Genomic DNA, 18,895 nt, shown 5'->3' on the forward strand with positions numbered 1-18,895 from the left:
TGGAATAATAGAAGAGCATAATAGTCGACTATAAAGAGATCCAAAACGGACACGCCACGGATCATAGTCTGGGCCCGCTGGGCCGACAAGGAGTTTGCAATGAGTGAGAACACGACGAGTCAAGGGGTAGCTGGTCACGGCGCCTTTTTCCAGGACACCAACCTGAACGCGCAAGAGGCTGAAGCCGCGACGGCTTGGGTGCGCAATCACGTCGATCGCCGCACTGTGGATCTGGGCGATCGCATGGACGACATCCGCGAGCACATGTGGGAGCTGGAGAAGGAAGGCGAGATCATCGTTCACCGCATCAGCGACGAGCATAAGCCCATCGAGGTCGATACCCTCTTTGGCTGGAAGAAGCGGGTTCCCACCAACCAGCTCTGGCACCATAAGAGCTGCGGACAGTGTGGCAACATCCCCGGCTATCCCACCAGCCTCATGTGGTTCATGAACAAGTTCGGCATCGACTACCTCGATGAAACCGACCAGACCTCCTGCACTGCCTGGAACTACCACGGTTCCGGCATCGGCAATGTCGAATCCCTGGCGGCGGTGTTCCTGCGCAATTTCCATCAGGCCTATGTCTCCGGCAAGCAGCATGGCTTCGAGAACGGCCACTTCTATCCCCTAGTGCACTGCGGCACCTCCTTTGGCAACTACAAGGAGATCCGCAAGTACCTGATCGAATCCGCCGAGCTGCGCGAGAAGGTCAAGAAGATCCTCGGCAAGCTTGGGCGTCTGGTCGACGGCAAGATCGTCATTCCCGAAGAGGTCGTGCACTACAGCGAATGGCTGCACGTGATGCGCAACCGCATTGCCAGCGATCTGCAGACCATCGACATGAGCAACATTCGCGTCACCGTCCATGCCGCCTGCCACTACTACAAGATGGTGGCGGAGGATGCGGTGTACGACAACAGTGTGCTGGGCGGCAACCGCACCGCGGTGGGTACCTCCACGGCCCAGGCCCTGGGCGCTCAGGTCATCGACTACTCCACCTGGTACGACTGCTGTGGCTTTGGCTTCCGCCACATCATCTCCGAGCGGGAATTCACCCGCAGCTTCACCATGAATCGCAAGATCAAGGTAGCACGGGAAGAGGCGAAGGCCGACGTCATGATTGGCATCGACACCGGCTGCATCACCACCATGGACAAGAACCAGTGGATCGGCAAGGCGCACGACATGAACTACTCCGTGCCGATCATGGCCGATGTGCAGTTGGCGGCCCTGGCCTGTGGTGCGGATCCCTTCAAGATCGTGCAGCTGCAGTGGCACGCCTCGCCCTGCGAGGACTTGGTGGAAAAGATGGGCATCAGCTGGGACAAGGCCAAGGCCGATTTCCAGGAATACCTGAAGCAGGTCGAGCAAGGGAATGTGGAGTACCTCTACAACCCCGAACTCGCTACCAATCAGCAAATCAATATGAAGCAGGCCTGACTCGGCTGCTCCCACTGGAAAAGCCCCGCCGAGAGCGGGGCTTTTTTTGGTCCACTGAATCTTATCTTGGCATGAAAAGCTTCAATCATTGAGAGAGAGAAAAAGACTCCCCCATCTTGCCTGTTTCCGCTATGCTCTGCAGTCAAGTAGTTAAGACCCTCAGATCTGCTGAAAACAGGAGGAGTACCAACGTGGAAAAACAAGCCCTGAATGCTCGCTGTGTCGAGCTCTTTCAAAACCCCAACGTCAGGCTGCGCATGTGGAACGCGCGCATGTTTTGGCAGGTGGGCGACCAGTTCAATGTCCCGGCTGACAAACTCACCGCACCCAAGGTTGACCTCTGCGAGCTGGAAGTAATGCTCTCCACCGCGGCCTTGACCGAATCCCAATGTGCCGCCGAGCTCGACAAGAAAGAGCCTGGTCGCGCCGGCTTCATTCAACGCCAGGTGCGCGAAGGGATGCGACCCCTACTCCGCCCGGCGGCGCACTGAGTCGTCTCAAAGACGCTGGGCTGCATATGCGCCCCAGCGTCTTACGCCAAAAGCGCATCCACGGCGCGTGCACAAATTAGATCGTTTTCGGTAATGCCGCCCACGGCATGGGTCTGAAAGCGCACCACACAACGGTTATAAGAAACCTGTAGATCCGGGTGATGGTCTTCGCGATGGGCAATCCACGCAAGAGCATTCACAAAAGCCATCGTTTCATAGTAGTTGCGAAATTGCAGATGCCTCTCCAGGCCCTCTGCGTGCAATCTCCAAGCGGGTAAGTCTCGCAGTGCCTCGCCAATCTCATCGGCGGACAAGGCATTCACTTCTCCCTCACAGGCCCGACAGCGGCCGGGTCGCATATCACTTGGCATGATACCATTCTCCTCAACAAAAACTGTTATTCTTAGTCTAGTTCAGTAGTGGGAGATTACTCTGATGAAAAAAGCGCCGGAACCCCTGTGCAGCCCCGACGGCAGTACACACATTCTGCTGCACTCCTGCTGTGCCCCCTGCGCCGGTCCCATCATGGCCGACATTCAGCGTGCCGGTATCGACCTAACCATCCTTTTCTACAACCCCAACATCCATCCCCAGGCAGAATATACGCTGCGGAAGGAAGAAAACATCCGCTACGCCGAGAAGCTCGACCTCCCCTTTATTGACCTCGACTATGACAAGGACAATTGGTTCGAGCGCGTCAAGGGCCTGGAATGGGAACCGGAGCGTGGCGCTCGCTGCAGCGCCTGTTTCGATATGCGCTTTGAGCGCTCTGCCCTCTACGCCGTCGAAAATGGCTTCACCGTTTTTACCAGCACCCTGGGCATCTCGCGCTGGAAGGATATGGCGCAAATCAACACCTGCGGCCATCGCGCCGCAGCCCGCCATCCCGGGCTACAATACTGGGACTACAACTGGCGCAAAGGTGGCGGCAGCCAACGTATGATAGATATTGCAAAAGATGAGCAATTCTATCAGCAGGAATACTGTGGCTGCGTTTATTCCCTGCGCGACAGCAACCTGCACCGCATCGCGCAGGGCCGAGAGAAGATCGTGCGCGGGGTAAAGTTTTATGGGCGCGACGATTGAGCCAAGGGCATCCAGAGACGATAGCGATCGCCAGGGCCGGAAAGCTCCAACAACGGATCGTGCGGGGTTATGTCATTGTGCTTGCACCAAGAGGATAACGCGCTGTAGCCCTTCCAGCTCGCAATCGCGCTGTTGGCGTGCAAGTCCACCGCCACCACCCGCTGCGCCGGCCAATGATCCGCCTGCCAACCTGCAGGAATCGACGCCGGTGGCGCATTCAGAAGCACTCCGAGGCGCGCCTCGACGCGGTTGTCTTTCCCCAGCATATCCCTCTCCTTCTCGATCAAGGTGAGAGCGGACCCCTGCCGCAATGCCGCAGGTAACTCCTTCAACCATTTTTCCCGCTGCCGGTCCAGTGCGGCATAACTCCCGCTGTAGTTCCGATAAAGATACTGCAGGGCCGGACTATCGATTTCTTCTACCTTGGGCTGCGCGAAGACCCCCAGCCACCACAAGGTGAAGAGCAGCATGGCCAAGAAGACCAGAAGCGGTCCGCCCCAACCGCGCCGCCAATCCCGTTTTGGTCGCGTTCTTTCCGTTGTCTCCATCAACCAAGCCCCTGCCACAGTCGTTGCCAATCAAAATGGGGACCGGGATCCCATTTTCTCCCAGGCGCAATCTCTGCGTGACCAGCGATGGCGCGCCGATCAAGGTCTGGGAAATAAGACCACAGCGCAAGGATCAATCCCTGCAGGACAGTATACTGCACATCCGCAAAGGCCTGCGTCGCAGTTCCCTCGATCTCGATCCCTACACTGAAATCGTTGCAACGCTCGCGTCCCTGCCAAATCGAGACGCCCGCATGCCAGGCACGGCGATCCACGGGCACATGCTGCCAAAGCTGCCCATCACGTTCGATGAAAAAGTGTGCCGAGACGTGCAAGTCCCGCAACGACGCATAATAGGGATGGGCAGAGAAATCGAGATTTCCCTGGAAGAAGCGAGGTACTTCCCCTGTGCCAAACTGCTCCGGCGGTAGACTGATGGCGTGGAGGACCAGCAAATCGACCTGGGTACCACTAGGGCGTTCATCCTGATAGGGCGAGAGGGCATGTCGCGCACAGCGCAGCCATGGACCGTCCCAGGCTTCGCTCATGGCGCCTCCTCCGGAGGCAGATCCGCATGCGCAGCCATCCAGGGATCGAGCGCGGAAAGACGCGCCTCGACCTGCATAGGTCGCTGATAGCGTCCATCGCGAAAGACAAAGAGGGCGGGCAAATGATAGACCTCAAACTCCTGCGCCAAGCCCATCTCGATGCCTGCGTCCGCCTCCCAGACCTGCAGATCCGTGCGACTCTGCTCCCATTCCGCCAGCAAGCGACGCCAGATCTTGCAACTACTGCAGCCAGCGGAACTGAAGAAGAGAATGGTCCAGTCGCGCTCCTGCACCATGCGCTGCCAGAATCCCAATTCCGAAACTCGTTGCACCTTATCCTCTCTCGCCATGTCCCGCCGCCCTCGATCGCTTGGGCCCAGTATAACAGGACATCCGCTCGCCCTGCGCGAACCGGTACTGCTCAAGAGCCTTGTAGAACGTCCTGCCGCTCGCGCCAGGAAGGCAGGTGCGCATCCAAAAGACCATAGAAGCGCGTGTTATGGTGCCGTTCTCGCAAATGGGCAAGCTCATGCGCCACCACATATTCGATGCACGCCGCGGGCTGCTCGATCAGGGACAGGCTGAAGGAAATCCGCCGCGCCGCGGTATTGCAACTCCCCCAACGGGTTCGCATCCGGCGAATCTTCCAAGCCGCCACGCTGACTCCCAGTGTCGCCTCCCACTGGCGAATCAATGGCGGCAGGAGACGTTCTAGCTCCCGCCGTTGCCAGCGCTCCAATAACGCCTGCACCCCGGCGCGAGACTCTGCATCAGGCAGGTACAAAACCAGCGCATCCGCGTCTCGCTCTATGCGCGCACGTCCCTGAGCGGTTCGGCGTTGCAGCCGATAGCTGCGACCGAGATGGGTCACACGCGCATCTGGCGCCAGCGGATCAGCACGCCGCAGGGCCTGTTGCTGCGCCTCGATCCACGGTCGCTTTTCCTGAATGGTGCGACGCAGTAACAGCTCTGGCAGGTACCACGGACAGCGGATCCAGACCACGCCATCGACATCGACTTCAATGCGCAGCGTCTTGCGCCGCTGGCGCAGATAGCGACAAGAAAGCCCGGCCACCTCCAGTGACCGGGCCTGCGCTTGCTGCGCTGTAGGCATTCCGCACATGCTCTATAGCTGTGGATGGAAGCCGCTCGGTGCCTGGATCCGATTCAAGGCCGATACGTAAGCCTTGGCACTAGCGACAACAATGTCCGTATCCGCACCCAACCCATTGACGACCCGGCCATCGGACGCCTGCAGACGTACCGTCACTTCGCCTTGGGCATCAGTACCCGTAGTGATGGCATTGACTGAGTAGAGCAGCAATTGCGCGCCACTCTGGACGATCGCTTCGATGGCCTGGAAGGCTGCGTCGACAGGCCCCCCCCGGGTGACGGCAGCGGTCCGCGCCACACCATCCACCCACAGCTCTACCGTGGCCTCAGGATGTGTCCCCATCTCCGAACACACCCGCAAGTAGCCCAGACGATAGCGATCCTGGCTGCCCTGCTGCGCATCTTCATTCACCAATGCCTGCAAGTCTTCGTCGAAGATCTCTGCCTTGCGGTCGGCCAGATCCTTGAAACGCGCGAAAACCTGGTTCAACGCCTCCCCCTCCAGCCTGATCCCGAGGCTATCCAAACGCGCCCGTACTGCGGCGCGGCCGGAAAGCTTACCCAAGGTCATACGATTGGCAGACCAGCCGACGTCTTCGGCACGCATGATTTCGTAGGTCTCGCGATGCTTGAGGACGCCATCCTGATGAATGCCGGACTCATGGGCAAAGGCATTGGCACCCACAATGGCCTTGTTGGGCTGGACCGGAAAGCCGGTGATCGTCGATACCAGCTTGCTGGTCGCGACAATCTGCTGGGTATCGATGCGGGTGTCACAGGAAAATACATCGCTGCGCGTGCGCACCGCCATGACAATCTCTTCCAGCGCAGCATTACCGGCACGCTCACCGAGTCCATTGATTGTACACTCCACCTGCCGGGCGCCGTGCATCACCGCCGAGAGGGAGTTGGCCACGGCCAAACCCAAGTCATTGTGACAATGCACAGAAAAGATCGCTTGGTCACTGTTGGGAATGCGCTGGCGTAGATTGGCGATGAGCTGACCAAAACGGTCCGGCAAATTGTACCCGACAGTATCCGGAATATTGATGGTGCGTGCCCCAGCGGCAATGGCCGCCTCGATCACCCGGCAGAGAAAATCCTCTTCGGAACGGCCTGCATCCTCTGGCGAAAACTCCACATCGTCACACAGACTGCGCGCCAGCTTCACTGCCGCAACCGCCCGCTCCAACACTTCGTCCGGACGCATGCGCAACTTCGCCTGCATGTGGATGGGGCTGGTGGCGATGAAGGTATGAATACGCCCAGCGGCAGCTGGCTGCAGGGCCTCGCCAGCACGACGGATATCCTCTTCGCGGGCACGCGCCAAACCACAGACGCGACTTTCCCGTACTGTCTCCGCAATCATCCGCACGGCGGCAAAATCTCCCGGGCTCGCCGCCGGGAAACCCGCTTCGATGACGTCGACTCGCAAACGCTCCAGCGCTTTGGCGATACGAATTTTCTCATCGCGGGTCATGGCAGCACCGGGCGATTGTTCCCCGTCGCGCAAGGTCGTATCAAAAATGATCAATGGTTCTTTTTGCTGCATAGCATACCCTTCCTGTTGCAGGAATCTTTCAATGGTTGGTTCTGGGAAGCAAGACCAAGAAGGTCGGAAGGAATGATTTTAGCCCCAGAGGGGCAGCAGCAGACGCAGCAGAGCCCGACCGGTTTGGGCGGTCGTTGCCAAGGCACGGAAATGGGTCTGCTCGATAATCATGGGCGTGAGGATAGACAAAAAAGGGTATTGATGCAAATGTATTGAACGGAAGAACGATTTTATTGGAGGTCCCATGCGTCTCTTGCTCGCCATTCTCATTCCGTGGCTGCAGTTTTTCACTATCGGCCGCCCCTTCGCCGGAATCTTCTGTTTGATTTTGCAGATCACCCTGATCGGCTGGATACCTGCTGCCATCTGGTCGGTCTATGCCCTCAGTCAATACGAGACGGACAAGAAAATCCGCCGCCTGACTGGTGCCTGACGCTTAGTGGTCCCGTAACCAGCGGTAGACTGTCCGTTCACTGACGCCCAAGTATTCTGCCACGTGGCGACGGTTCCCCTGAAATGAGTGCAGAAGATCCGACAGGTTCTCAGGGCGCCCGCGTCTGGCAAAGGCGGTGATTTTCATCGCCTCCGCTGAATCCTGCCGGTCCACTGGGACCGCCTCCCGTAAAAACTGGAAATGTTCTGGCAGCAACAAGGGCCCGTCGGCCAAGGCTACGGCCTTTTGCAGAACATTGCGCAGTTCGCGCACATTGCCTGGGAAATTGTAGGCACAGAGTCGGCGCTCCGCCTCCTGCGACAACTGCCACTGGCCACCCCAATCCCGGCCAATGCGCTCCAGAAGGACCCGCGCTATCCCAGGGATATCCTCTCGACGCTCTCGTAAGGGCGGCAGATCAATGTTGATGGCGGCAAGACGATAGTACAGATCTTCCCGAAAGCTGCGCTCCGCCACCATGTCGCGTAGATTGCGGTTGCTCGCAGCAATGATACGCACATTCGCATGCAACAGGTCCGCACCCCCCAGACGGCGAAATGCACCGGTTTCCAACACGCGCAGCAGCTTGGCCTGTACCGGCAGGGGCAATTCACCGACCTCGTCGAGAAACAACGTACCCCCATCGGCACTCTCGAAGAGACCGATTTTTCGGCCCACACAGCCGGTATACGCACCCCGTTCGTGCCCAAGAAACTCGCTCTCGAACAAATGTTCTGGCAAGGTCGTGCAATCGACTGTGATCAAGGGTTTCTCCGACCGCGCCGAGAGCTGATGCAAGGCACTGGCAGCAAGTTCCTTACCAACACCGCTCTCCCCCCAGAGCAGGACACTGGCGTCGGTGCGTGCTGCCATCTCGATGTGATGCAGACACTGCAAAAAAGCAGGGGAACGTCCGACCATACGCATATCGCTGCAGGTGATGTCATTTTGTTCCCGCGGCAAGTGAATGATTTCCTCCGCAAGAAAGCGTTGACCACGCATATCGCGCAGCACATGACCGCGGATACGAACATGCTCGGCATTGCCAATTGGATCGTAATGGACGTGCCGAACCTCGTGCGGCTCGCCGCTATGGAAAACGGCCTGATGTGGGCAATCCTCGCCATTTTCATGGCAAGGAACATTGGAATGATGGGAGACCTGGTGGCAACGACGACCAACCAGGTCCGCATCTGTCACACCATAACAATCTTTATAGGCTCGGTTGGCGGCGACGATATGATACTCCGCATCGATCAAAACCACCGGATGTTGCTGCAAATCCAGCGCGGATTGCACATCCAAGGCTTCGATAACAGTATCTGCGGCTTCTGGTGTTCTCGAGCTCAATGAATTTTCTCCATAAACACGTTTTGGGGAAAAGGCACCAATTTATCTTATGAGCCAATAATCTCACTACATTTTATGATGATTTAGGGACGAAAGCCAAGCAATATCCATCTGGACTGATTTTCCCTGCCACTACCTGGCATGTGCCCATTGCATTGGCCGAAGATCCAGGAATGAAATGCTGGCAAACCGCGCAGCGATCCTGATGATATGGGTGATCCTGATATTGGACAGACGCCTTGCTCTCCTGGTTATCAGCTCCCCAAGCGAATTGCGTCCCAAGTAGCGGTAATGCAGCTGCGGTGGCAGCCATGGCGGCCACATCTTTTATCCATTGACGGCGACTCTTCTGCTCTTGCATCTCAAATTCTCCTATCTGTATGGCCCTGCAATGCGAGGACTCTCTTGCTATACGCCCATGCTCCCATTTCGGATGCACGAAAAAGCCCAAATCACCTGCGATGGCAATTTGGGCAAACTACCTATTAAAGAGGAGGAGGTAGATAAGTCTTACAATATATTAGACCCTACTCACTTATCCAAGCGGCCCGTTAGACGTGACAATTTCCGGTTCCATTGGCGCGAGCAATGAAAGCAGGTAGTTTTGCGCGCCAATAGGGATGCGGCGCTCGTCCATCGCAGTGATCATATCAGCTGCCAAATAGTTAAAGGCCGATTCGGTAATCTGTAGTCCCCGGTGGGCATCGGTCATGCTCGGTCCGGTATACTTACAGGGGCCACCAACGGCCATACAGACCTGCTGCACCAAATTGTACTTCAACGCCTTGATGTTGGTGTGGGCAAAGTACATGTTGATGTGCGGATCGTTGGCGACATTACCCACAAAGGTGTTGATGAGGGCGGTAATACCGGCCTTGCCGCCAAACTGTTGATAGTAGTCGCTGGCATTAGCAGTGCCCCAGCCAGCGAAAGAGAATGCGCATAGACTGGCGCCAATGATCGCGCCTTTTCGCAAGGACGCAGACAACTTTGCGTTCATGATAACCTCCTAAAAAATGGGTCAGAAGCTGGTGGTCAAAGACAGGTACAGGCCGCTCTGATTTTTTTCCGTCGCGATCGTGCCCAAGTCCACATAGGCTGCTGTCAAGGACAGTTGCTTGTAGGGGAACCAAGCGACGTATACGTCCTTCCAAGCGCTCGTCTTCGAAGCTGCATCGCCAACGGCGCCAAGTTTGAGCCCTTTGTACGGTCCCGATGTTGGCACAAAGCCCGACGGAGCGACGAGCTGATTTTGCGGCATATCTCGGTATTCCGCACCAAGGACTACATGTCGATTCAAAAATACCCCGACCGATGCAGCCGGCAAGACTTTGTAGCCCATTCCATTCACACCACCAAAGCCCAACAGACCCTGTTGATTTGCATTCGTAACATCAATATTGACGTCAGCCAAGGTTGTCAGGCCGAAAATGCCATGCAGCCAAACCTTAGTTGCTGAGAGATAGTACGACATTGCGTTGCGCGTTACCCCCAAGGTCGCAGCAAGATTTTTTGGCATTTCGCTGTGGTGGTAGTCAATACCCAACGAAACCTGCGGCTCCCACCAGTTCTGATCATAAATGATATTGCCGAATAAACGAACCTTTAGTCCAACAATATCCTGATTTAGCTGATAATTGTCCCCAAAAAATGACGGACCAGAAAGACCCAAGGCACCAGACGTCGTTACTGCCCCATTTGGAATTGTTGCACCAGCAGCAGTGCCGACAATCCGGCTATCCAATACTTGACCGGTATTCCCCAAGCTAAAACTTTGCCGCGCAAAAGAGAGCTCAATGCGGTTGAACAGCCCAACAGATGCACCATAGGCATCCATATTATAATTATTGAGCAATACATGAGAGTAAAAGGCTGTGGCACCGATTTGCTGATTTGTGCCATAGCCAGAGATCACCGCCCATGGGTTAATACCACCGCCAGCGGCACCGTCCACAGCGGTTACTGCGCCAGTTCCGAGCAAACGGCCCATACCAAAGAGACTGGATTGCCCGATCGCAGCGGAAGCCATGAGCGGGCTTGCGGCAAGCGCAACGCCAACCGCATAGGCAACCCAGCGTTTACGACAAGGTAGCGTGTTTTTCATTTTGGTACTCCTCCTGATTTCAGTCGAGTTACAGCAGTAACATCTATGCATAATTGATACCAGCACGGAAGGCATGGTTTTTCAGACAATAATTACATAAACATCAAATAGATAGGGTAAAGACGATAATCCACAAAACCATGACATCCAGATAACGTCATGACATTGGCTGACAAACTCTGGCAGGATTGACTGGAAATCTTTTGTTGTGTGGCAGACTCATGACAATGTCATGACATCAGGTATTTGTTTACACATACACCTGAGCAGGAGAGGAATCGCGAATGACTGACCTGATATTGGTCAAGGAACAGGAGCTAGGTCGATCATTCAACTTCTCTTACCTGTTCGGAAATCTCGGTGCGAAAGCCGGATTCCCTGGGCCGGCGGGGTGTCGAATTCAGGCCCGCAAAAGCTAGTTACACGGAACTATCGGCATCAGAGATTTTTCTGTGCAAGCTCTGGCGCTGTCCCGTCAGTGTCAACAGTTCGTCCAGCAGCATGCGGTTTTCCCGATCGAGCAGATCTCCCTGACGCAACGCCTCTTCTTTAGCCCCAGCATCCAGTAGGGATTTGGCCTTCCGGGAAAGTTGGTGCAGCCGCTCGTGGCGCGCGAGAAGCCCCGTGAAATCGGGTGACTGGCTAAACAGGAGCGCGCCTTCCCCGCGCAGCCACAGCCCCAAATGGCAATGGTCCTCAGCGTCCTCTTCGAGGACGTGGGCGGGGAATGGCCCTTTCTGATGTAGGGCGCGTAGGAACATCCGCATTCGAAGAATATGGGCTTCCAGGTATGGGTCTAGGTCATAGGTATCTATCAAGGTACCCTCCAGCTGAGAACGGCGGAATCCCGCAACGTAGGCAGGGATATCCTCGGCGAGGAGCGGCCTGGAGAAGTAATATCCTTGCAGGTGGTTACTGCCCATTTTTTTCAGCAGGTAGGCATGCTCGGCGGATTCCACACCTTCGGCAATCATTTCCATGCCCAGCATGCGGGCGGTGGTAATCACACCTGCGGTAATGGCGAGATCCGTTGGATCATCGAGCATGTCGCGCACGAAGCTCTGATCGATTTTGATGGATTGGGCTGGGAGTTGCTGAAGGTGGGTCAAGGAGGCATTGCCGGTACCGAAATCATCGAGGGCGATGCGGACACCCAAGCGCTGGCAATCGTGCAAGATTGCTTGCGCTCTGTCCAGGTCGAGTGACGGTGCCGATTCGGTAATCTCGATTTCGAGCTGTTCGGGGGGCATGCTGGGGTATCTGGCCAAAGCTTCCTGCAGATCCTGCAGAAATCGGGTATCGAGCAAGTGGCGCGTGCTGATATTTACGGCTATCCGCAGCGATAGGCCCTCCTGTTGCCACAGTTTGCCTTGACGCAAGGCGGCGTCCAGAACGAAGCGACCGATGGAGCGTGCGAGGCGGGGGTGATCCAGGGCAGAGAAGAAGGCCGCAGGAGCAAGCAATCCCAGCTCCGGGTGTTGTAGACGAAGAAGCGCTTCTACGCCCCGGACTGTGTCGGAGCTCGATACGATCGGCTGATAGTGGAGGATCAGTCGATTTTCCTGTAAGGCCTGCTCCAGCAGAACGCGCTTCGCAGCTTCAGCCTGTACTGCTTCATCCATGGTGAAGCTATGTAGGAAATACTGGTCCCGGCCATTGTTTTTAGCCGTATAAAGAGCCTGATCAGCATATCGAATCAACGTATCTGGGTCGTCGTCCTGTAAGGGATAAAGTACCCATCCCAAACTTGCGGAGCTTTCTATTTGTAGGTCTCTACTTGGCGTGATCGGTTCTTTCACGGTATTGAGAATGCGCTCGGAAAGGCTTTCCAGATCATCGACACAGGATAGGTCTGTGATGATCAGCCCAAACTCGTCGCCTCCCCAACGGACGAATACATCTCCATCGCGGATTAAAGAAGAAACTCTCTGGGCTGTTTTCTGGAGCAGGATATCGCCCGTTTCGTGTCCAAAACGATCGTTTATGATTTTCAGATTATCCAAATCCAGCATACCGACAGCGAGAAGATAACCACTGCGCAGAGTACGAGCACAGCATTTCTGTAATTCGGCATGGAATCCGCGTCGATTGGGAAGTCCGGTCAAATCATCGGTAGCTGCATCCTCTTTCAATTTATCGATGAGCTGACACTGGTGCAGCATGGACTGGGCGGTTCGTGCAAAGGCAAGAAATGGACTTTCTCCTACTTTCTGAAAATAGTCCTGCACACCTCCATAGAGGACGATGACCCCAGATTCCCCCGCATCTGGACAGGGCAGCCGCAAGGCAATTGCTGTCTGAAACCCATAACGACGTGCAGCACGCCGCCAAGGCCCAAATAGTGATCCTCTGGATATGTTCATTTTCCTGAATTTTGCACCGGATAACACCTGGAAAACCGGTCCCAGTTGAGTAATCCAACCGCGACGGATTTTAAGACTACGGGTATATTCTTTGGCTGGACCCACGGCAATCTGGGGTATGACCTCTTGAGCGTTGATTGGGCCGATCCACACCCAAGCCAGAAGGATGTGAGGGCTGGCCTCTACAAGGCTTCTGCATAACCCTTGCAAAAGTTCGACACGATTATTTGTGGTGATCAGCTCTGTGGCCTTCTCTAGGAGCACGGCGGTCAGGCGAGATGCTTCTCCCTCATCCAAATCGGTAGGCGTGGTCATATAAGTTCCAGTGGCGGTTTTGTTCATCAAATGACCATATCATTTTAGCAGTTTTATTTATTTCTTTCACCACCAGATCCGAGGAGGCAAAATGTAATATTTTTTATCTTTATTATTTCTACTATAATTAAAGTGGTAATTACAAGATATTCCTCTCCACTACCACCTCGGAATAGGGATCTCCCATGGCCACACAACGGGTTTGCCGTCCCCAGAAACCTTCTTTGCTGCGATTCACCTTATAGTAGAAGTCCAAGGTCAGCTCCGGCTTTTCGGTAATGTCTGCGGTGTAGAGCAGATTCATCAAGGAGGCGGCGACCCCGACCAGGAGATAGTCTATCGGATGGTCGGCTGGGCCAAAATGCCGCAGGTGTCCCAAGGACTCGTAGGGATGCCAGGCACGCAGCACCAGTCGTTCATTGGGGACGATCTCGACAATTCGCCAGATTCCCCAACCCAGGGCATTGATGCAGGCCACAATCCCGGATAGCCAATCTTCCTTGGCCTGGAATTGCGGAACGATCAGTTGGTACCAGGGATCGGAGCGCATGATCCCACCCATGGTGTTGAATCCGCAGATATGCCCGGCCTCGATCAACAGGGTACTGGCCAGTTCTCGTCCCTGGAGATGAGCAAATCGGTCCTTGTAGAAGAATAGCGAAGGGTACTCATACCAGAGCATCTCTCCCAGGTAGCGATGTGTTTCCATCGCCTCCGCTAAAGCCTTCTCGAAGCGGAAAGACACCAGATTGTAGTAATCGGCATAGTGCCGAGTGAGATAGACGCCGAAGGCAGGTATCAGTCCTTCTTCGTTGCCCCTCAACGGCAGCGTCCCCACCGCCGCAATGATGGCGTCTTCATCAATGTGCAAGCCTATGCTGCGTTCTGGGGCAGACTCCAAGGCAGGAAGCTCGGCAATCCAGGTCGGTGTCGGCACAGGGGTTATACTCCGACTTTGTTGCGGAGTACCCTGCGGGTGTTCATTTGCACGTAAGAGAATCTGAGTTTCGTCTCCCCCCAAGGAGATCGGTGTGGGATCATGATCGGCAATGTTCCCGGCGTACGGGAACCCGGTTGCGGCTTCCATGCTGCCCACGGCAAAGCCGAGGTCGAAGAACTCCCCGGCCCAGCGGCGTTTGCCGTAATTCAGACGCAAGGCTGATCCATAATGGGAGTGTCGTTCTCGTACCAGCAACTCTGGACCACCGTTAGGATCAACCACACCCAACGCCATGTCCCCGAAGCCGCAGTATCGATAAATACTCTCCGCATATTGTAAGCGCTCAGCAACCGTCCACTCGGGGTGATCAGCAAAAGCCTTTTGCAACTGATGGCGACTTACATCGGCAGCAGAACAGGCCAGGATCGGATTGCGCTGAATGTAATGGCAATCCTCAACCGTCAGTTGTAGAAACCGGTTGTAGTGATTGCAATGAAAAATGACAGGCTCTTCATGAATCGTGACGATTCCAGTGCTAGGTTCTCTCTGTGGCGCTGACATCATGGGGATTTCCTATTTTGTTTAAGCCCGTGAGATATCATAGATGACCTCGACAGATTCGCAACCCCCTATAAAAGATACCTTTTTATATTTTTTTTTATCAATAGATCTTCTGCTGCTAATCCACTTATTTGTATACTGTGCGGCACAGAAAAAATGGATCTTAGCAGGATGGCGAGAAATACTGGCTTCGATATCCCTAACACCATGCGTATCGCGCGCTCGCGAGCTTCTCCCGCTTCCATTCTCATGGCCAAAGAAGCCTCCGGAGCGATCTATTCGCTGCGTGACATGCTCATGAAAATATCATGACACATGTCATGACACGTGTCACAAAATCACAAATATGGTCACATCGGAAACGAAGCGTCAGCTAGACAGATTCCGCTACAACCCTTTTTTCTCTCATATATAAGAAGTTAAATACATAATAATTTATTTTCTGGCACAAGAACTGCTCAGTGTAGGCGACAGTCAACTAATGAGGATTACGTATGGCGGGCATGTTTATTATTTGTCTCAATGGCGATCGCGAGCATTTGCAGTTCGCGGCGATGGCAGCTTCCGTCGCTGCGGTTTCCGGCACCGAAGTCCAGGTCTTTCTATCCATGAACGCGTTTCCCCACTTCATCAAGGGGCACAGCAAGGAGGCGCCAGCTTCTGGCGTGCTCGGTAGAAAGATGGAAGAACACAAGGTACCGGAGTTCTTCCAGATCTTCGAGCAGGCAGTAGAGCTGGGCGATGCGAAGATCTGGGCCTGTTCCATGGCCATGGATGTGATGGGGGTGAAGGAAGAGGATCTCGAACCGATCGTTGCCGGGGCCATGGGCCTGACGAAATTTTTCAGCGATGCCGAAGGTTGTCAGTTGCTGACCTTCTAAGTAGTCAAGAAGTAGGTTAGGGCGAAACGTGTAAAGGAGAAATCATGGCAGAACGTAAGGTAGACGCACGCGGCAGTTTTTGTCCGGGTCCGTTGATGGAGTTGATCTCTAATATGAAGAGTATGCAGGTGGGCGACACCTTGGAATTGCTCTCTACCGATGCTGGGTCCGCCAAGGATGTGCCCGAATGGGTGCATAAGGTAGGTCACGAAATGGTGGGTACGGATCAGGATGGCGAGGGCATCTGGCACATCAAGGTGCGCAAGGCCAAGTAATCAGGACAGTGCAGTCAGACAGCGAATAAGGAGTGACATCATGAGGATTTTGGTCGTAGGTGGCGGTATGGGCGGCACCATTTTTGCGAATCACCTGGCGCGGCGTATTCATCACGAGATGAAGACGGGTAAAGCCCGCATTACCATGCTGTCGGCTAGCCACGAGCATGTGTACCAACCCGGTTGGCTTTACGTCGCCATGGGGCGCGCTACCCCCGATGAGTTGGTGCGGGAACAGGAAAGCCTGTTGGAGCCCGGCATCGAGTTTCACGTCGATCCAGTCGAAGAATTTCATCTGGCACACAATCATGTCAAATGCAAAAGCGGCAAGGTGCATGAGTATGATCTTATCGTTATTTCGACAGGCTCACGGCCCATGCCGGAAAACATCCCTGGCCTGAAAGAAAATTCCGTCAACTGCTACACCGCAGAAAATGCGGTCGAGTACTACAAGCAACTGTCGGATTTCAAGGGTGGGCGCATTGTCATCACCGTGGGGTTACCGCACAAGTGTCCGATGATTCCCCTGGAAGTCACCTTTGCCATGCATGACTTCATCAAGGATCGCGGCCTTCTCGACAAGACGGAGTTCTACTACACCTACCCCATTGGTCGGGTGCATAGCCTGGAAAACGTCGCCAAATGGGCAGCGCCGGAATTCGACGCCAAGGGCATCAAGTACGAAACCTTGTTCAACATGAAAGAAGTCGATGGCAAAAATGCCTGCGTGCGCAGTGAGGAAGGCGGCGAGGTCAAATATGATCTACTGGTGGCCGTGCCGCCGCACAAGGGTCAGGAAGTCATTGAGAAAAACGGTTTGGGTGAGAATGGCTGGATCCCCACCAATCGCAATTCCTTGCACATGGAAGGAGAACACGGCAAGAACGTGATCGTCCTCGGCGACACCACCAACCTACCTATCTCCAAAGCGGGCTCCACCGCCCACTTCGAGGCCGAAACCGCAGCCGAGAATGTGGCGGCGGTGATCAAGATGGGTCGCCCGGTCAAGGCCTACGACGGCAAGGTATTCTGCTTCATCGAGGCTGGTAAGGATCGCGCCACCTACGCCATGTTCAACTACCAGAATCCGCCGCAGCCCAAGGCGCCAACGGGTGCCGTACATGCCTTCAAGATGGCCTACAACAAGCTCTACTGGGCGACCGCGCGCGGCCTGCTCTAAGGGAGGTGGATGATGGCAGCTGTATTGGAACTATCGCAGGGAGATGAGCTGCAGCAGGCGCAACAGGCGCTGGTGCATCTGGTCCAAAACGGTGATCTGGAACGCATCGTTCACCTGGCACGGATGATGGGCGCGGCGGGCGACGCCATGACCGACGAAATGGTCGGACGCATGGCGGAGGTGGCCAGTGATGGCCTCGACCTCCTCGACCGGGTCAATCGGGCGGAGGTCGCCCATGCCCTACCTGCCGTGTCGGCCCTGGTGAAAAACGGGGACCTCGATCGCATTGTGCATCTGGCACGGATGTTGGGCGCTGCAGGCGACGCCATGAGTGATGAGATGGTCAGCCGGATGGCAGAAATTGCCTCTGGAGGCCTCGACCTCCTCGACCGGGTCAATCGGGCCGAACTCGCCAAGGCCCTGCCAGCAATCTCGGCCCTGGTACACAACGGCGATCTCGAGCGGATCGTGCACATCGCGCGTATGCTCGGAGCCGCCGGCGACTCGATGAGCGACGAAATGGTCACCCGGCTGGCGACTCTGGCCGCCGATGCCATGTGCTTGGTAGATCGCGCGGTCCGCACCGGGGTCATGGATCGCGTGCTGCGTGTAGTAGAGGAGATGGATAACCAGCACATCCTCACCGACTTCCTGCACTGTTTGGCGGGCGCTACGGAAGAGGCAGCAAAGGCCCCGCCACCCAAGGGTGGTATTGGCGGGCTCTGGGATCTGATGAAAAAACCAGAGACCCAGCAGACGATTCAGTTCCTGATGTTGGTGGGCAAGCACTTCCGCTCCTGCCGCCTGGCCCATTGATTGTTGTAGAACGTTTTTACTCGCCCCGCTTGTGCCCCCGGTTTTTGGGGGCTTTTTTGTCATTTCATGACACACTCTGTCATGACAGAGAAGTCCTTACTGACAATTGACTTACGTAATATTTTTGGCCATAAAATAACAATTTATATACAATATTGTATGATTACCAGGTATTTAATAACTATTTGCTAGTGCACATCTTTTTTCACAGATTAATGTGAGATGTTCACAATATGTAGTTTTTGAAAACTGGAATACTCTGATTATCTTGCCCTACTCATATGGCACGAACGTTGCTCTTACCAAATCGAGGCTTTGTCAGGATATTGTTTGGATGGCATGACGTTTATTCTTTTTCGCATTGCCTTTCCGCTAGCTTTCGCTCAGCACTCTGGCGAAGCCTCACCAAACTATCAGGATGGGCCCGAGGATTCGGGTTGTTTATAGTCAATTATCAGCCAATCAATAACCGGCATCGTAGACGGAGGAATATAATCACATGAAGGATCCTATCGCCATTGGTCTTTTCGGCTTCGCCGTACCCTTATTTATCATTGGCGCCGTTTTTTACGGCATCGTTCCGCTTGCAGGTCTAGGCACCTTGTTGGCACTGTCGTTTGCCTTTGGAGCTGCAGAGATGTTCGTCGCCGGGGGTTTCACCTACCAACTGCCAAACTCTTACATTGCAACAGTATTCTTTACCTACGGATCTTTTTTTCTGGCCTTTGCAATCGCTGCAATCAGTGGTGGCTTGGCGGCAACGATGAAGAGCGCGCCCGAATTGCTCGCGATCTGGTTCGCCCTTATGGCTCTCATCACCCTAATTTTCTTCTTGGCGTCCCTGCGCGCCAATGTCGGACTGGTGCTGCTTTTTGGTATCCTCTGCGTGGCCTTCATTC

At 55.0% G+C, this 18,895-nt stretch carries 21 protein-coding genes; 9 read left to right on the forward strand and 12 right to left on the reverse strand.

The features are described 5' to 3' along the window. Window positions 1-99: 99 nt before the first annotated feature. Together M5D89_RS13905 and M5D89_RS13910 are read left to right on the forward strand one after the other, a co-directional pair. On the forward strand, window positions 100-1,440 hold the full coding sequence (locus tag M5D89_RS13905; RefSeq protein ID WP_248886390.1) for a heterodisulfide reductase-related iron-sulfur binding cluster: 1,341 nt from the start codon (window positions 100-102) through the stop codon (window positions 1,438-1,440). A 191-nt stretch (window positions 1,441-1,631) separates the two neighbouring features. Continuing rightward, window positions 1,632-1,931, forward strand: a complete 300-nt coding sequence (locus M5D89_RS13910) for a hypothetical protein (RefSeq protein ID WP_248886391.1) — start codon at window positions 1,632-1,634, stop codon at window positions 1,929-1,931. Window positions 1,932-1,972: 41 nt separating this feature from the next. Here the strand turns inward: M5D89_RS13910 and M5D89_RS13915 are convergent, their stop codons facing one another. Next, window positions 1,973-2,302 carry a 4a-hydroxytetrahydrobiopterin dehydratase gene (locus M5D89_RS13915; RefSeq protein WP_248886392.1) on the reverse strand — a complete coding sequence of 110 codons (330 nt, stop codon included), beginning with the start codon at window positions 2,300-2,302 and terminating at the stop codon, window positions 1,973-1,975. Between the two features lie 64 nt (window positions 2,303-2,366). Between M5D89_RS13915 and M5D89_RS13920 the strand changes: the two genes are divergently transcribed. Next, window positions 2,367-3,017, forward strand: a complete 651-nt coding sequence (locus M5D89_RS13920; protein ID WP_248886393.1) for an epoxyqueuosine reductase QueH — start codon at window positions 2,367-2,369, stop codon at window positions 3,015-3,017. Here M5D89_RS13920 and M5D89_RS13925 read toward each other — a convergent pair. The 5 genes from M5D89_RS13925 to M5D89_RS13945 form a co-directional block, all read right to left on the reverse strand. Next, the gene (locus M5D89_RS13925) at window positions 2,999-3,565 is read right to left on the reverse strand and encodes a hypothetical protein (RefSeq protein ID WP_248886394.1); all 567 of its coding nucleotides are present in this window, start codon (window positions 3,563-3,565) and stop codon (window positions 2,999-3,001) included. The two genes, M5D89_RS13920 and M5D89_RS13925, sit on opposite strands and share 19 nt — an antisense overlap. Continuing rightward, window positions 3,565-4,113 (reverse strand): 1,6-anhydro-N-acetylmuramyl-L-alanine amidase AmpD, encoded by a 549-nt coding sequence (gene ampD, locus M5D89_RS13930; RefSeq protein WP_248886395.1) that lies wholly within the window; start codon window positions 4,111-4,113, stop codon window positions 3,565-3,567. Before ampD ends, M5D89_RS13925 begins: the two co-directional genes overlap by 1 nt. Further along, window positions 4,110-4,463 (reverse strand): thioredoxin family protein, encoded by a 354-nt coding sequence (locus M5D89_RS13935; RefSeq protein ID WP_248886396.1) that lies wholly within the window; start codon window positions 4,461-4,463, stop codon window positions 4,110-4,112. The genes ampD and M5D89_RS13935 overlap by 4 nt, the downstream gene beginning before the upstream one ends. Before the next feature lie 71 nt (window positions 4,464-4,534). Next, the gene (locus M5D89_RS13940; protein WP_248886397.1) at window positions 4,535-5,227 is read right to left on the reverse strand and encodes a M48 family metallopeptidase; all 693 of its coding nucleotides are present in this window, start codon (window positions 5,225-5,227) and stop codon (window positions 4,535-4,537) included. 12 nt (window positions 5,228-5,239) lie between these two features. After that, window positions 5,240-6,778 (reverse strand): 2-isopropylmalate synthase, encoded by a 1,539-nt coding sequence (locus tag M5D89_RS13945; protein WP_248886398.1) that lies wholly within the window; start codon window positions 6,776-6,778, stop codon window positions 5,240-5,242. A 244-nt stretch (window positions 6,779-7,022) separates the two neighbouring features. Here M5D89_RS13945 and M5D89_RS13950 point away from each other — a divergent pair, with 244 nt between their 5' ends. Beyond that, the gene (locus tag M5D89_RS13950) at window positions 7,023-7,211 is read left to right on the forward strand and encodes a YqaE/Pmp3 family membrane protein (RefSeq protein WP_248886399.1); all 189 of its coding nucleotides are present in this window, start codon (window positions 7,023-7,025) and stop codon (window positions 7,209-7,211) included. 3 nt (window positions 7,212-7,214) lie between these two features. Here the strand turns inward: M5D89_RS13950 and M5D89_RS13955 are convergent, their stop codons facing one another. The 6 genes from M5D89_RS13955 to M5D89_RS13980 form a co-directional block, all read right to left on the reverse strand. Beyond that, window positions 7,215-8,561 (reverse strand): sigma-54 interaction domain-containing protein, encoded by a 1,347-nt coding sequence (locus M5D89_RS13955; RefSeq protein WP_248886400.1) that lies wholly within the window; start codon window positions 8,559-8,561, stop codon window positions 7,215-7,217. A 73-nt stretch (window positions 8,562-8,634) separates the two neighbouring features. Continuing rightward, window positions 8,635-8,922, reverse strand: a complete 288-nt coding sequence (locus tag M5D89_RS13960) for a high-potential iron-sulfur protein (RefSeq protein ID WP_248886401.1) — start codon at window positions 8,920-8,922, stop codon at window positions 8,635-8,637. Between the two features lie 174 nt (window positions 8,923-9,096). Next, window positions 9,097-9,561 carry a group I truncated hemoglobin gene (locus M5D89_RS13965; protein ID WP_248886402.1) on the reverse strand — a complete coding sequence of 155 codons (465 nt, stop codon included), beginning with the start codon at window positions 9,559-9,561 and terminating at the stop codon, window positions 9,097-9,099. A gap of 21 nt (window positions 9,562-9,582) precedes the next feature. Beyond that, window positions 9,583-10,665 carry a DUF3034 family protein gene (locus tag M5D89_RS13970; RefSeq protein ID WP_248886403.1) on the reverse strand — a complete coding sequence of 361 codons (1,083 nt, stop codon included), beginning with the start codon at window positions 10,663-10,665 and terminating at the stop codon, window positions 9,583-9,585. Window positions 10,666-11,084: 419 nt separating this feature from the next. After that, window positions 11,085-13,028: an EAL domain-containing protein gene (locus tag M5D89_RS13975; RefSeq protein ID WP_248886404.1), complete on the reverse strand. Its 1,944-nt coding sequence runs from the start codon at window positions 13,026-13,028 to the stop codon at window positions 11,085-11,087. A gap of 454 nt (window positions 13,029-13,482) precedes the next feature. Continuing rightward, on the reverse strand, window positions 13,483-14,847 hold the full coding sequence (locus M5D89_RS13980) for a hypothetical protein (RefSeq protein WP_248886405.1): 1,365 nt from the start codon (window positions 14,845-14,847) through the stop codon (window positions 13,483-13,485). A 491-nt stretch (window positions 14,848-15,338) separates the two neighbouring features. Between M5D89_RS13980 and M5D89_RS13985 the strand changes: the two genes are divergently transcribed. The 5 genes from M5D89_RS13985 to M5D89_RS14005 form a co-directional block, all read left to right on the forward strand. Beyond that, complete coding sequence (locus M5D89_RS13985) at window positions 15,339-15,725, forward strand: DsrE/DsrF/DrsH-like family protein (RefSeq protein WP_248886406.1); 387 nt, start codon at window positions 15,339-15,341, stop codon at window positions 15,723-15,725. Window positions 15,726-15,769: 44 nt separating this feature from the next. Next, window positions 15,770-16,000, forward strand: coding sequence for a sulfurtransferase TusA family protein (locus M5D89_RS13990; protein WP_248886407.1), 231 nt, complete (start codon window positions 15,770-15,772; stop codon window positions 15,998-16,000). A 40-nt stretch (window positions 16,001-16,040) separates the two neighbouring features. Then, window positions 16,041-17,180 (forward strand): NAD(P)/FAD-dependent oxidoreductase, encoded by a 1,140-nt coding sequence (locus tag M5D89_RS13995; RefSeq protein ID WP_248886408.1) that lies wholly within the window; start codon window positions 16,041-16,043, stop codon window positions 17,178-17,180. Between the two features lie 12 nt (window positions 17,181-17,192). Then, entirely contained in the window at window positions 17,193-17,996 is an 804-nt protein-coding gene (locus M5D89_RS14000; RefSeq protein ID WP_248886409.1) for a helical membrane plugin domain-containing protein, read from the forward strand. Between the two features lie 499 nt (window positions 17,997-18,495). Then, the coding region (locus tag M5D89_RS14005; RefSeq protein ID WP_248886410.1) for a GPR1/FUN34/YaaH family transporter at window positions 18,496-18,895 on the forward strand (400 nt) is incomplete at its 3' end.

The organism is Acidithiobacillus acidisediminis, from assembly GCF_023277115.1.
Classification (GTDB): Bacteria; Pseudomonadota; Gammaproteobacteria; order Acidithiobacillales; family Acidithiobacillaceae; genus Igneacidithiobacillus; species Igneacidithiobacillus acidisediminis.